Source organism: Ammoniphilus sp. CFH 90114, assembly GCF_004123195.1.
Taxonomy (GTDB): Bacteria; Bacillota; Bacilli; order Aneurinibacillales; family RAOX-1; genus YIM-78166.
Window position 1 is genome coordinate 42,452 of record NZ_SDLI01000012.1, and the last position, 13,351, is coordinate 55,802.

The 13,351-nt window shown below is 44.3% G+C and carries 17 protein-coding genes; 8 read left to right on the top strand and 9 right to left on the bottom strand.

Going from position 1 to position 13,351, the window contains the following annotated elements; genetic code table 11:
• Positions 1–19 precede the first annotated feature (19 nt).
• Entirely contained in the window at positions 20–205 is a 186-nt protein-coding gene (locus EIZ39_RS21410) for a hypothetical protein (RefSeq protein WP_129202705.1), read from the top strand.
• A 290-nt stretch (positions 206–495) separates the two neighbouring features.
• Here EIZ39_RS21410 and EIZ39_RS21415 read toward each other — a convergent pair whose 3' ends face one another.
• Positions 496–768 (bottom strand): hypothetical protein, encoded by a 273-nt coding sequence (locus EIZ39_RS21415; protein ID WP_129202707.1) that lies wholly within the window; start codon positions 766–768, stop codon positions 496–498.
• Between the two features lie 7 nt (positions 769–775).
• Positions 776–1,732: an HD-GYP domain-containing protein gene (locus EIZ39_RS21420; protein ID WP_129202709.1), complete on the bottom strand. Its 957-nt coding sequence runs from the start codon at positions 1,730–1,732 to the stop codon at positions 776–778.
• Positions 1,733–2,121: 389 nt separating this feature from the next.
• Here EIZ39_RS21420 and EIZ39_RS21425 point away from each other — a divergent pair, with 389 nt between their 5' ends.
• The 3 genes from EIZ39_RS21425 (at position 2,122) to EIZ39_RS21430 (ending at position 3,833) form a co-directional block, all read left to right on the top strand.
• Entirely contained in the window at positions 2,122–3,096 is a 975-nt protein-coding gene (locus EIZ39_RS21425) for a PH domain-containing protein (RefSeq protein WP_129202711.1), read from the top strand.
• Positions 3,097–3,181: 85 nt separating this feature from the next.
• On the top strand, positions 3,182–3,310 hold the full coding sequence (locus EIZ39_RS27600; RefSeq protein ID WP_255434036.1) for a hypothetical protein: 129 nt from the start codon (positions 3,182–3,184) through the stop codon (positions 3,308–3,310).
• Positions 3,311–3,398: 88 nt separating this feature from the next.
• On the top strand, positions 3,399–3,833 hold the full coding sequence (locus EIZ39_RS21430; RefSeq protein WP_129202713.1) for a DUF2621 family protein: 435 nt from the start codon (positions 3,399–3,401) through the stop codon (positions 3,831–3,833).
• A 49-nt stretch (positions 3,834–3,882) separates the two neighbouring features.
• Here the strand turns inward: EIZ39_RS21430 and EIZ39_RS21435 are convergent, their stop codons facing one another.
• The 4 genes from EIZ39_RS21435 to EIZ39_RS21450 all read right to left on the bottom strand — a co-directional run bounded on the left by EIZ39_RS21435 (position 3,883) and on the right by EIZ39_RS21450 (position 7,488).
• Positions 3,883–5,544, bottom strand: coding sequence for a protein O-GlcNAcase (locus EIZ39_RS21435; RefSeq protein ID WP_129202715.1), 1,662 nt, complete (start codon positions 5,542–5,544; stop codon positions 3,883–3,885).
• A gap of 116 nt (positions 5,545–5,660) precedes the next feature.
• Entirely contained in the window at positions 5,661–6,344 is a 684-nt protein-coding gene (locus EIZ39_RS21440; protein WP_129202717.1) for a zinc metallopeptidase, read from the bottom strand.
• Between the two features lie 39 nt (positions 6,345–6,383).
• Positions 6,384–6,806, bottom strand: a complete 423-nt coding sequence (locus EIZ39_RS21445) for a MerR family transcriptional regulator (protein ID WP_129202831.1) — start codon at positions 6,804–6,806, stop codon at positions 6,384–6,386.
• Positions 6,807–7,002: 196 nt separating this feature from the next.
• Entirely contained in the window at positions 7,003–7,488 is a 486-nt protein-coding gene (locus tag EIZ39_RS21450; protein WP_164985236.1) for a YhcN/YlaJ family sporulation lipoprotein, read from the bottom strand.
• A 154-nt stretch (positions 7,489–7,642) separates the two neighbouring features.
• On the opposite strand from EIZ39_RS21450, the gene EIZ39_RS21455 reads away from it, so the two are divergent.
• Complete coding sequence (locus EIZ39_RS21455) at positions 7,643–8,074, top strand: cell wall hydrolase (protein ID WP_129202721.1); 432 nt, start codon at positions 7,643–7,645, stop codon at positions 8,072–8,074.
• Positions 8,075–8,088: 14 nt separating this feature from the next.
• Positions 8,089–8,655 carry a spore coat protein GerQ gene (gene gerQ / locus EIZ39_RS21460; protein WP_240675901.1) on the top strand — a complete coding sequence of 189 codons (567 nt, stop codon included), beginning with the start codon at positions 8,089–8,091 and terminating at the stop codon, positions 8,653–8,655.
• Between the two features lie 57 nt (positions 8,656–8,712).
• On the opposite strand, the gene EIZ39_RS26860 is transcribed toward gerQ, so the two are convergent.
• Complete coding sequence (locus EIZ39_RS26860) at positions 8,713–8,859, bottom strand: hypothetical protein (protein ID WP_164985237.1); 147 nt, start codon at positions 8,857–8,859, stop codon at positions 8,713–8,715.
• 33 nt (positions 8,860–8,892) lie between these two features.
• Complete coding sequence (locus EIZ39_RS21465; RefSeq protein ID WP_129202723.1) at positions 8,893–10,023, bottom strand: esterase/lipase family protein; 1,131 nt, start codon at positions 10,021–10,023, stop codon at positions 8,893–8,895.
• Positions 10,024–10,213: 190 nt separating this feature from the next.
• Here EIZ39_RS21465 and purU point away from each other — a divergent pair, with 190 nt between their 5' ends.
• Together purU and EIZ39_RS27675 are read left to right on the top strand one after the other, a co-directional pair.
• Positions 10,214–11,086 (top strand): formyltetrahydrofolate deformylase, encoded by an 873-nt coding sequence (gene purU, locus EIZ39_RS21470; protein WP_129202725.1) that lies wholly within the window; start codon positions 10,214–10,216, stop codon positions 11,084–11,086.
• Between the two features lie 64 nt (positions 11,087–11,150).
• Positions 11,151–12,137 carry a lytic transglycosylase domain-containing protein gene (locus EIZ39_RS27675; RefSeq protein ID WP_305014616.1) on the top strand — a complete coding sequence of 329 codons (987 nt, stop codon included), beginning with the start codon at positions 11,151–11,153 and terminating at the stop codon, positions 12,135–12,137.
• A gap of 35 nt (positions 12,138–12,172) precedes the next feature.
• Here the strand turns inward: EIZ39_RS27675 and EIZ39_RS21480 are convergent, their stop codons facing one another.
• Positions 12,173–13,279: a deoxyribonuclease IV gene (locus EIZ39_RS21480; RefSeq protein ID WP_129202727.1), complete on the bottom strand. Its 1,107-nt coding sequence runs from the start codon at positions 13,277–13,279 to the stop codon at positions 12,173–12,175.
• Positions 13,280–13,351 lie beyond the last annotated feature (72 nt).

Sequence of the window (13,351 nt, forward strand, 5' to 3'; positions counted from 1 at the left end):
AAAGGAAGGAGGGAACAGTATGCCAGATATCCAAGCAGGAGATGTAGAAGTGACAGCAAATGAAGCTCAACAATCTAGGCAAGGACAAAGGCAAGGACAAGGACAACAGGCGATGGCATCGGATGTAAGGACTGGATTCATGCGCGTGGATGAGTTAGGAGAAACGCACGACGAATCTGCACATACGCACTTAGGCAGGTCTTAATGTAGAGAAGAGGGTTCCTCCCTCTTCTTTTTACTTGGGAAGAGATGATGGAGGTTGGTGGGTGTTGGGTTGGGAGTGATGATGAGTGACGATCGTTAGGCGGAGAAACTTCCGTTATTTTGAGTAGAAGGCTATTTTCTGAGGAAATAACGGAACGAATTCCGCCTATCCTATGAAAATGAGGGGAAAAAGGCTGCTTCGAGTCAAATAACAGGAAAACCTCCTGTTATATTGCCCATTTTCACCTCCAAAATAAAAATAAGCGGAAATTCTCCGCCTATTTTCCATGACTACATCGCTGTAGGAGGATCTATTACGATAACGGGTTCATTACTATCTTTTGGCATTATGTGGATAAAAGATGGTTTGAAGCCAAGATCCTCAAACCTCTCTGCTTGCTCGATAGCGCGTTCTTTGCTCGCATCTGTAACAGCTTTTGGAACCGCTCCTACAGGCATACCAGTCTGAACTTCCTTTATAGGGTACTCCGCCCCCACGACTCCCACAAACATCGCTTGTACTAACATAATAGAACCTAAAATAAGTCCGAAACGTTTCTTCATATTCTACTCACCTCCCTTCACGGTCAATGCGGTCTGAGATTGCAAGGAAAGTATCTACCACATCTGGATGGTAGAAGCTACCCCGGAAACGAAGAATTTCTTGAAGAGCCTCTTCCTTGGATCGTCCTTTTTGATATACTCTATCGGTTGTCATGGCGTCGTAGGAATCGACCACTGCAACGATACACGCCTCGATGCTAATTTCATTTCCCTTCAATCCCTTAGGGTAGCCGCTTCCATCTAGCCTTTCGTGGTGTTGTTCTACAATAACTCCTGCGGAAACGAGGTGAGGAATGTTCGTGGACTCTAGCAATTCACGGCCGTACACGGTATGCAGCTTGATGATATCATACTCTTCATTGGTTAGGCGTGATGGTTTAAGTAGGATGGACTCAGGAATCTTGACCTTCCCTATATCATGAAAGAATGAACCGTAATTAAGAGCATGCATCTGGTTCGGGGAGAGCTGCATCGCCTCACCTACCATCATGGAGAACTCTCGAATTCGATGACAATGATCTGATGTATAGCCGTCCTTCTCCTCTATGGTCACGGCGAGATCCATCAATTCCTTGGTCGTTTTACTGTAGTGGTGGAACACGGGACGGGAGCTTATATAAAGAAATTCAACGGTTGTTTCAGCTATGAAAATGAAGTGTTCTTGGACAGGGTGGGAGGAAAAACTATCACCAGGCTTTAGGACAACCTCTTTTTCGGAGGAAAGCCACTTCAAATGGCCTGATAGGATATAGATATGCTCAAGAGCATCCCAACCTTGTTCAGGGACTAACGCCCAACGTCCCCCTGCGTTTAACTTATGGTGGATTACCTCAGTGCCATCACCGGATGCTAACAAGGAAATCCCCAAGTCACGGGTAATCGTTTGTTCAATGGCTTGTCCCTTTCGGAAAAGTGTGCTCCTGGTTAGTTCAGATGACGATGGGTCCCTTTGGTCAAAAGTCATGGGTATCGCTCCATATTAGAATTTTACCTTGGTGGCTTAAATAACGGATTTCAAGTAAAAAGGTACTAAGAGTAGTAGTTACTTCCAGACCTATCTTAACATTAAACGATTGAATCAGGATGATCAATAGGACTATAGTTGCCAGTGATTGATAATGTAAATAGGTCATTAGGTTCAATTGTTTGTTTTTTGCTTTTGTTCACATTTCTTATGTTGACAAAATTAGATAAAACATGATCTTTTCTTAAAATAATTGTCTTTTTCTGCGCTTTCCCGGGAAAATTTTTGGGTAGAAAAAAGGTGTATGATTTTGGATAAGGATAGGAATCTGTGATCAGTATTGGTACAATGAAAAAAGAGAAAAGAGGTTGTGAGAGGAGAAAAACGTAATGGCCGGTCTTGATGAAATAAAGGCTCAGATCTTAAGGTTAGAGCCAAAAGAAGGAAGGAAATGGGTTGCTCGAGCAGAAGTCCGCACCTTGCCTACGATTTTGTTGAATGGTGAAGAGCTTGTGGCTTTTACGTTAGGTACATACCAAGGAACAAGCGGAATCCTGGTTGCCACTAACCATAGAGTGATCTTTGTCGATAAAAGCTCGTGGACTCCCTTTCCCTACGCTAGCCTATCTTCTATTATGTACAAGTCATCCATTGAGTTCCAAGATGGAAATCTGATGGGAAGCGTGTTAATGGACGTATCAAATAATAAGATTATTTTAAATAAAGTTCCTTCAACTGGAGCGCAGTTTGTGCGGACGGTTCAACAAAAACTCGAGAATTACAAGCCCGATACGCGCTTCCAAACGGAAAAAAAGACAGATTCCGCTGCGAAAAGCAATAAAGCCGTTTACCTTGTTGTGTCCTCTATTGTCGTTCTTTCCCTGTTGTTTTATTGGGTTTTCCAAGACGGGATGACACAAACCACTTCCTCGGTGCCATCTCTTGGGATCACAGCGACGGATTTTTCTAAGCGTTGGAATCAAGTGGGCAAGGAAGCGCAGTCGCAATACGGTATATCGAACATCAATGTTGTCGAAAATGATAAAAATAAGTCGTTCACGCACTATTTCACGGATCAAATGAAGATGATGGGGATACTCACGAAGGATGGGAAATTACAGAAGGTCATGATGATGGGAAATGATGAAGAAACGGTACCGCGTCTGGTTGAACAAACGATTTCTACCGTTCATCCTCAATTAGGGGATAAACAAAAATTAGAATTAGTTGAACAATTGGGGCTACTAGAAACTGACGGTCAGGCTAAGGAAGACCGGCAAATTATTCATACAGGGGTAAGGTATTCTGTCACCCACTCAGAAAAAATTGGAATTATCTTTGAAGCTGCTGCAATAGGAAAGTAAACGACAGGGATAGGTCTCTCTCCCCTTCTGAAATTCGTCAGTTTGTGATATAATTTTTTAATAAAAGTGAAGGGAGAGGATATCCTTGCATACGTATTACTGCCTTGTCTGTGGGAAATTAAAGCAGGGTGATGTCCATCGGATTGAGTTAAATGTATGTGAAGAGTGTTCTCCCCAAGAAACGGAAGAGGAGATACGCCGCCCCATCTCATAAGGGGCGGTGTCGTCTTCTTTTTTTCCTTATAAATTGATGAATGGAATAAGCTGGTACATACGAAATTTGTAGAAAGCGGTGTTTAGTCATGTCTTCCCTTTTTGGATCCTTCATTGTGATCTGGATGCTAGTCCTCGTATCTTTGTTCTTTATTGGCGGCTACTTCATGTTCCGTAAATTTCTTAAATCAATGCCGAAGAGTGACGGAAAATCTGACCTGGATTGGCAGGATTATTATATTGATCAGACGAGATCGCTATGGACCGACGAAACCATGCATCTGCTTGATGAGTTGGTTGAACCTGTCCCTACTTTATTCCGCGATGTAGCGAAACGGACCATCGCCGGGAAGATTGGTCAGCTTGCTATGGACGACGGTGCGAAAAGAATTACCCAAGACCTCGTTATTAAGGGGTACATCCTGGCTACCCCAGCTAGGGATCATAAGTGGTTGGTTGCCCGCTTGAAGGAAAAGCAAATTGACTTCACGGCTTATAAGCAGCATCTCAAGGTAAAAGTATAGGATAGGTAAAATCAGCAGGCCTGTGGGTCCGCTGATTTTTTTTTACGTTCTATTCCTTTCGTGTCATTCCTATGATTTCACTCACGATAAGATCTGGGAAAAATCCTAATGCTTTTACACGATCCAGTTCATGCCTTTCTTTCGTCACTTTCTCCATCTCATCAAATGAATCAGCCTGTAGAACGTCCAGTAAGTATTGAAGGTCCTCTATCACCTGTTCAATCCAAGGCTTTAGCTCCTCTCTTAGTTTCTTATTCCCCATCATCAATAATTCCGTTGCTTCTGTTTGATAATGTTCTACGATCGTCTTAAATTTGCTGGATGTCTGTTGATCCAGATGCCAAATTCGCTGATGGTCAAGCCACTGAGTCAACAGCTCTCCTCCAGGTAATGGGGACAGGGCAGACTGATTAATACAGTCGCTAAGCTTCATAAAGGCTTCAGCCCTCTCCTCCCCTACAATGGTAAGGACAGCAGACCGAAAACTTTCCTTTGCGTCGTACTTCACGGGATTCCATAGATAATGAGCAATCGTTAAGAGGGAAAGGAGAGAAGCCTCAGGGTACTCCATGACGTTAGCGATGACGCCATTCGAATGGAGATACAGGTAAGGATGACGGTGAAGGTATGGACCGATATGCATCTCATCACGCATATTCGCATCATTAACCGGGTAATTGTCCCAGTATAATGGCTTGTGTCCGGTCTGTTCATAGAAGATTCTGGCCTCGCGAACATCAATCTCCGGAGAACAAATCGTTCTTCCTGTCCAGAGTAATTCAACTTCCCCCGGAAGCTCACGACCAAGTCGTGTGATATACGCTTCATCCCCTTTCCCAAAGTATTGGGTTGGACAGACATATAAATAATTATTCCTATCTAGCTCTTTTAATTTCGCGAAGAGAGTATGTATAAAATGGATATGAGCTTCGGTTAGATCCTGAAAACGATGCTGGTCTGCTTCATGCCAAAGACTTAGAGGAATATCATCAAAAAATAGACCAAAGTGACGAATTCCCAACTCATAGACTTGTTTGTATTTATCGAAAAGAAGCTCCGCGTGCTGCTTAGAGGCGTACTGAATCGAAAGGCCGGGACTTACAGCGAAAATCATATCGATACAATTGTTTTGACAGCAGTCGCGTAACCGGGCAATTTGTGAGAGCTCATCCATTGGATAAGGAACAGCCCACTGATCCCGGTGATAACGATCATTTTTAGGGGCATAAACATAGGTATTCATTTTCTGAGAGGATAGAATCGTAAGAGCTCGTTCTCTTTCGTCCATCGTCCAAGGATCCCCATAGTAGCCTTCTACGATTCCTCTTCTTTTCATTCTTGGGTGATCAAGTATCCATCCTTCCTTCAAGGGATGCTGCTGTAGTTGGATCCAAGTATGATAAGCGTAAAAATATCCCCGAGTGGAGTTCGCGTAAATCCACACGACCGTCTTCGTATCGGTTATTCCTTTGATTTCAAGATAATAGCCCTCTTCCTCCACGAGATATCCTTTCTTCCTATCGAACTCCCCTGTCGGGGGAAGCTGTTCTAGATAAACATGAACCTCAAGTGAACCCGAGTCCAAAGTGACGGGATCTATCGGGACGAAAGAATTCCATCTTCCTAGGATGTCGATATATTGGATAGATGTGATGGGTCCGAGAGCTGGACCCTCCATTACCTTCATGGGGATGGGGTAAACTACGTTCATTTCTTTACCTCCTCACAAACAGCTAGACTCTCGTTTATCTTTCCCTTTTCTTCTCTATCCAAAAAATAAAAAGGCCGTCCCATAAGAATCATTTCTTATGAAACGGCCTTGGCTTGTTAATCTTCTTCGCGACTACTAAAAATCCACAGATATTCTGCAAGCTGTATGATAGACATTAAGGCTGCGGCCACATAGGTTAAGGCAGCGGCATTTAGCACCTTGCTAGCTCCACCCTCTTCATTATTGCGGATAAAGCCCATCTTAATCATTAAGTCCTTCGCTCTTGAGCTGGCATTGAACTCTACAGGCAAAGTCACGACTTGGAATAGAACCGCTGCACTAAACAGGATAATTCCAAGAAGGAGCAGTCCTTGCATCTTAAAGAAGAACCCACCTAAAAGCAACAATGGGGCAATTCCTGAAGAGAAGTTGACCACAGGAAAAATTCGATGGCGTGCAACTAGCATCGGATATCGGACTTTATCCTGAATCGCGTGGCCGACTTCATGACAAGCAACGGACATGGCTGCAATGGAACTGCTTCCATAAACGGAATCAGAGAGTCGAACGGCTTTCGCGATGGGATCATAATGGTCGGTTAAATTGCCCGGCACATGTTGAACAGGGATATGAGATAAACCATTGGCATCTAGCATTCTTCGAGCCGCTTCTGCCCCAGACATACCGGAGGAAGTCTGCACATCCGCAAACTTCTTAAAGGTTCCCTTTACACGGAATGAGGCCCACATGCTTAGACCAAACGCCGCAATAATCAAAATCGTAAAAGGTGTAAAAAACATGTTTAAAGTAAACCTCCTTTATACTAAAAAATATAAATTCTATAAGGGCACCTCACCTAAGAGAATGGCAATGGTATGATAAAGGGATGTCCCTTGGATAGAGATTTGTCTGGTTAAAGTTTTCAGTTGTTTTTCGTTTAGCTTAGAAAGCATGGGTTTAAGCTTCAGTACTTCGCTCTCTAACTTTTTCATTTGTTCTTGGATTTCGTGTATTCTCTTAGAAATATCTTGTGCAGAGATATTGCACGAATCGAGTGTATCTAATCTTTCTTTTATCTCTACAAGAGATAATTTCTCCCTCTTAAACATCTCAATCAGTTTAAGTCGTTCTAATGTGTTCTCATTGTAATAGCGATACCCTGAATCCGAGCGTTCGGGGACGAGAAGCCCCATCTGGGTGTAGTAATCGAGGGTTCGTTTGGATACTTTCGCTATTTCGGCTATTTCGCCTATCCTATACATCGTCCCAAAGCTACCACCTCCTTGCCTGTCTATTTTTATTTTATCAATTCTCATTCTGTACAGTCAAACGTTATGGTGGTAATTTTTCCTTCGTACTATTACATACGATACAGGATGCTGGAGGTTTCGTAAAAAATGAAAAAATCTCGCCTCCCTTCTCCTTGTTGGATCTGAAAAGAGGCAAGATTTTTCAGGATTACTTACGATCACGCAGCATTTTAAAGTCTTTTTCTAGATTCTTAATCGTTTTACCTTCCGATTCGATACTATCTCGGTGGAGGATAGCGACTCGTTCATACCATTCCGGGTCGGAGCTCGCCTGCAAGCGATAATTCGGCATTTGTTCTTTCATCTTCTGTTCTAGCTTCATCTGAGCTTCTAATGGGTCCACATTCGGTTTTACTTTATAGCCCATTAGCGCTTCCTTTCCGAATACGACGATAACCGGTTCACTTACTTCAGGCACTTCTTCAATCATTTCTTGCATCTTGAGAGAAGCCGAATGGTTGAAGGTCCTCACCCTTTCCTCTCCAGCACCTCGCACGGTCGTTTGAGCTTGTTGCTCATTTTGAGTTTTAGCCTTTTTCTCATCTCCGCCTTTTGCTTGTTCCTTATCTTTGCCACAGCCTGCGATGGAAGCAGCCATGATCACAGACAAAAAAACATAAACGATTCTTGGCATGTCCATATACCTCCTATCATGAATTGAAAATATCTGTATTCTCTATTGTTTCGTAGGTTCAGGCTTCCTATGTAAATAAAAATTTTATAGGCGAGTCACCAATTTTCGAGTTCTCAATATCATGTAATTGTGATGAAAAAAGTGAGGTGACGCTATGGCGGTGATTAAAGCCCGAGAAGAGGACGTAAAGTTATTAGCTAGGTTGATGAGGGCCGAGGCCGAAGGAGAAGGCGAACAAGGGATGCTCATGGTGGGCAACGTCAGTGTGAACCGGGTTCGCAGTGCCTGTCTTGACTTTAAAGATATTCGGACCATCCCGCAGATGGTCTATCAGAAGCCAGGTGGCTATGAAGCAGTGGATAAACCTTACTTCTACCAAAAAGCCCGCGACAGTGAACTACGACTCGCCCGCCGACTTATTAAGGGAGAAAGATTGCATCCCGCTGAATTTAGCTTATGGTTCTTCAAACCGACAGGGGCATGTCCGCCACAATGGTGGAACCAATGGAATGTTGGTCGATACAAATCGCATTGTTTCTATAAGCCAACCGGCCAAGATTGTCCAGACGTTTATAATGCATATTAAGGAGTGACTGATACATGCAGGAGTTTAATAGCGAAGAGTACACAAATAGCCGTCAAACGGCAGTAAGTCCACATGGAATGTATGGATACGGAACAGGAATGCCTAAGCCTACACCTATGCCTATGCCGTTTCCTCAGCAACCTATGCTTCCTACCCAACAAGCGTTTGGCTTTCCTGGTCAACCTTTCGCACCCACACCGGTTTTTCCACCACAAGCTGCCGGTGCTATGATTCCAGGAACCATGGCTGCTCCTACGGCGCCTACAATCCCTGGTATGCTTCCATTAGAGCAATCCTATATCGAGAACATTCTTAGACTTAACCGTGGCAAGGTAGGAACCTTCTATTTTACCTATGAGAATAACAACCAATGGAATGCCAAGGTATACCGCGGTGTGATTGAAGCTGCTGGACGTGACCATATTATTCTAAGTGACCCTCAGACCGGAGCAAGATATCTGCTTCTTATGGTGAATTTCGACTACGCTACCTTCGACAGTGAACTCAACTATGAATATCCTTTCGGCGGCGGTACGTATGGTGGGGTTAGTCCTGTTCCTACAACGGCTACACCTAGATAAATAACATAAAAAAGGATCCTGATCTACGATTTCCTATACATAGATCAGGATCTTTTTTTATCTTTCCTCAAGGGTCTCGGTGACTTCCCACCCTTCCGCCATGAGGATTTCGAAAAGGGTTAGGGTGGCAGGGGTTAAGATAAATTCCTGTTCCTCTATCGAGCCGTCGTCTTTTTCTAATTTCATAATATACTTCGCGTACATCCTTTTTCTCCCCTCTTTTTATGTCTGTCCCACTTAGTGAACAAGGCCCTCCAATACCCACTCATGGGCTGTATCATGGTATAACAAGTCAAGGTGACCCAACGGCAAGACCGTTTTTCGTTTAACTTGATCTTGGGTTCGTACGATCCCTTCACTATACAGAGCGCTTTCCACAAAAACGAGTCCATCGCTAGGACCATCCCACTCTGTACAATAGCCTTTTATCAGAGGGTGTCCGCCAGCCAGCATATGAAGTTCAATATCTCGATCTATTGGGGATTGTAGCAATTTCTCCATATAATTTCCACCTTCTTCTATGGCGGTTTCAATGCCTCGGGAGTGGATGAGCCAATTTTGTCCTCCGTGATACAAAGTTTGTGCCGTTAGCTGGATGGGATAGCGATCATCCCAGCGGTATAAGAGCTGGGACAGCCCAGGGAAGGCCCCTCCTTCTCTGTATATACTATGCGGGGTGGTATTGATGTATTGCCCGAACCAGAGCATGGAATCTACTGCTAAGGGAGCGCTTGTTTGCGTAGACTTCACCCACCAATTGGGCAGCAGGTGACGAAAGGGGTAATCCATTCCACGGTTTGGGGTTCCAAGGAGGATGACCTTTTCGATCTGCCCTTCAACAGCGGCGTCAAAGGACGCCCCCATACCCGCTAAGTAGCTCAAAGCGACAATCCCGCCCTTGCTGTGAGCGACGAGGTCTAGGCGATCGCTCTGAGAAAGTTCTTGAATGCGTTTGACGACATTAGATAATTGTATCGCTTGAAGCATATTATCCCCATGCGGGTGAGCAAACGTGACAGCAAAGACGGATCGTCCCGCGGTATGTAGGGCGTATAATAATCCTTTCTGCTTCGTGAAGCCCTCGGCCCAAGCGACATTAGCATCATGACTTGCTCCGTGAACGAGTAAGACAGGATTCTCAAGCGAAGGCTGATCCGCTGCCAAATGATGGAGTAAAACATCGCGAGAATGCGGTGTAGAGGTCCCGAAGTATTGGACGATCTCTGGATCCTTGCCTTCTGTTGAAGAGATAAATTTTTCTTGGATTAAGCAGCTTTGTTGACCTTGAATTCTCTCTGTCCAAGACCAGTTGCGGCAATCGTCATGTCTTGAGACAACCTTATAGGGTTTATTCGAATCGTAAGCCATCCTTCTCCATCCCTCTTTTTGTAATGATCACTTGTCCTCTCCAGTTATGCCCCCAACAGGAGTTGTCCATAATACTGATACAAAAAATCCATAGAGGGTGGATTTCCTTCCAGAGAAGAATCGTATATAATGTTTTAAATATATAGAACCAAGTGTTACCGAACAGGTAGACAGGATGGAGGAAGAAGAAATGAGAAAGTGGAATATGAATGAAAAGAGAGCAAGATTGCTTATATCATGCGTAGATCGCCCGGGTATCGTAGCAGCTGTTTCCCGTTTTTTATTAGAACATGGAGCTAATATTGTTCAATCCGATCAATATACAACCGATCCTGTGCGAGGAATGTTCTTTATGAGAATTGTCTTTGATCTTGAGGATGTTGACCGTTCTCTGCAATTAATAGAAGAGCAGTTTGCCCAAGTTGCAGAACAGTTTGATATGAATTGGCATATTTCTGCTGAGAAAAAAATCAAGAGAATGGCGATCTTTGTTTCGAAGGAAGATCATTGTTTGATGGAGTTGCTATGGCGTTGGAAGGCTGGTGAACTGCCAGTGGAGATTTCGATGGTGATTAGCAACTATGAAGATTCACGGGAAGCGGTTGAAGCCTACGGTATTCCTTACTTTTGTGTTCCCGTGACACCGAACACGAAAAAGGACGCTGAACAAAAGGCTCTCTATCTCATGAGAGATAAAGTAGACTTTATCGTTTTGGCCAGATATATGCAGATTTTATCTTCAGATTTTGTATCCGAGTATCATCACCGAATTATTAATATCCATCACTCCTTCCTGCCGGCTTTCATTGGAGCGAATCCTTATAAGAGAGCTTTTGAGCGAGGGGTAAAATTAATTGGTGCGACGGCTCACTATGTGACGAATGATTTGGATGAAGGTCCAATTATTGAACAGGATGTTCTTCGTGTAAACCATCGCTATACGGTTGAAGAACTAAAGGTCGTAGGACGTCAAGCTGAGCGTATTGCCTTGGCCAAAGCGGTATCTTGGCATATCCAGGACAAAGTGCTCGTGCACGAAAATAAAACCGTCGTATTCGACTAATGTATAGAGACATCCCTCTCGTTTCGTGGTAATCTAGACCTAGATTAAAGGGGGAAGTAACGAAATGACAATGGGAGTGTCGGGGGCATCGAGTCAACTGCCTATAAGTACCAATGGTGTGAAGAGTCAAGGATCAACAGGAGAAGCTCCTGAATCCTCTACGTTTCAGGAATTAGTGGACAAGCACTTAGATGAGATTGGACGCGCTCAAGTAGCTTTTGACCAATATAGAAAGCAAGGTCGTCACGACTTAGCCGGCGGAGCCCATCAATGGGCACAGAAGCAGCGGGTTGCTCTTCAACATCTAGGACTTCAGCCGGAGCTTTATCAAGTAGGCGTCGATTTATCCCAACGTTTCACTAATCAATATCCTGCCGAAGTGGCCACATCCTATGACCCGGCTCAGCAGGGAAGAATCCTTCGGGCGGATCATCAGTTGTGGATGGAGAAAGTAAATCAAGCGTATGGGAATTCATCTTTTGTTCCTGTTTCTACAGCAACTCCGACTGTCGAGCCGACTCCTGCTGTAGTTCAGCTGAAATCACCTGAGGTGGTTACGGAACCGAGCAAGATATCGCCACCTCCACCTCCACCTGTTGAGCAGAAGCCCTTAGTCAAGAAGGAGGGCCCTCTGAACACGGCCCCACCTAAGGTGAAAGACTATATCGAGAGAGTCGCGAAAGAAGTCAATGTGGATCCGAACCTATTGGCGGCTATTGCCCATAATGAATCTGGATTTCGTTTAAGTGCACGAAGTTCGGCGGGGGCCATTGGGCTATTTCAACTTATGCCAAGTACAGCGAAGGAATTAGGGGTGAACCCCCATGATCCCTATCAGAATGTATTGGGTGGAGCCAAATATATCAAGGATAAAATTGCGAAATATGATGGGGATATTAGACTAGCCCTAGCTGCTTACAATGCCGGTCCGGGGAATGTTGACCGCGCCATCAAGAAGGCAGGTAATGTCAAAGATTGGGATGTTGTACAAGCTTACTTGCCAAGGGAAACGCAACGATTTGTACCGAAGGTTTTGCGTTCTTATACATAAGAAGAGGGAGCTCATGAGAGTTCCCTCTTCTTGCATTAGGTATGGGCTTGCGCCAGCCAGCCAATGATTCTATGATTGATTTGCTCTTCGGGTAGATTAGAGAACACTTGGTGCTCGTCTACGAGGTCATATAAACGCTCCATCGGTTCCCTCGCATCTTCCTTTTTCTTCTTTTTATCCTGTAAATCTGACCAGATCGTCTGAACCGTGTTATAGGGATGAAGATCATGTCCCTTAAAGAAGTGAGTGAGCCGTTCTACATCCTCTAAGTAGGCTTGTCCTAATCGCCCCTCCACCGTGTTGTTTAACAAGGCGATCTCCGCTTCATACATAGGGCGAACCGCGTTCTTATCCTTCCCTACCCAAGGGGTCTCGAGAATAATGGGTTTTCCTTGTGCCGCTTTATGGTGGACGATGTTTCGAATCGCCTGATAGCCAATTAAGCCAGAACCAAGGGGAGCATGGCGGTCTTTGGCTGCACCTCGGAAGTTTTTACTGTCATTAATATGGAATACGGCAAGACGATCTAGGCCAATCAACCGATCGAAATCATCCATGACCTGATCAAAGTCTCCCACAATATCATATCCAGCGTCATGGGTATGGCAGGTATCAAAACACACCGCTAATTTATCGTTATGTTTTACCTTTTCGATAATGGAAGCCAGCTCTTCAAAGTTTCTCCCGATCTCGGTTCCCTTCCCTGCCATCGTCTCCAGGGCGATATGTACGTCTTGATGAGGCTCTAAAACCTCATTTAATCCTTCGGCAATCCGGGCAATCCCATACTCAGGGTCTTTATCTGTATAGGCTCCAGGATGTAAGACAATATATTTCACACCCATGTAAGCGGTCCGTTTAATCTCTTCGCGTAGAAAATTAACCGCTAGCTCAAAGGTGTCTTCCTTATAGGAGGCAAGATTAATGATATAAGGGGCATGAACGACAATGTCTTCGATACCATGCCGAGCCATGAGAGCTCTTCCTTCTTCAATGTATAAATCTTCCATGGGCTTTCGTCTTGTATTCTGTGGCGCGCCTGTATAAACCATAAACGAGGTAGCACCATAGCTGAGGGCCTCCTCCGTGGCATTCAGTAAACCGGTCTTGGAAAAGGATACGTGTGATCCGATTTTTAGCATATCTTTCCTCTCTCCTTCTACTCAGGTCAAATATCTTTTTATCATATCAGAGTGAACATAAGAAAACCACAC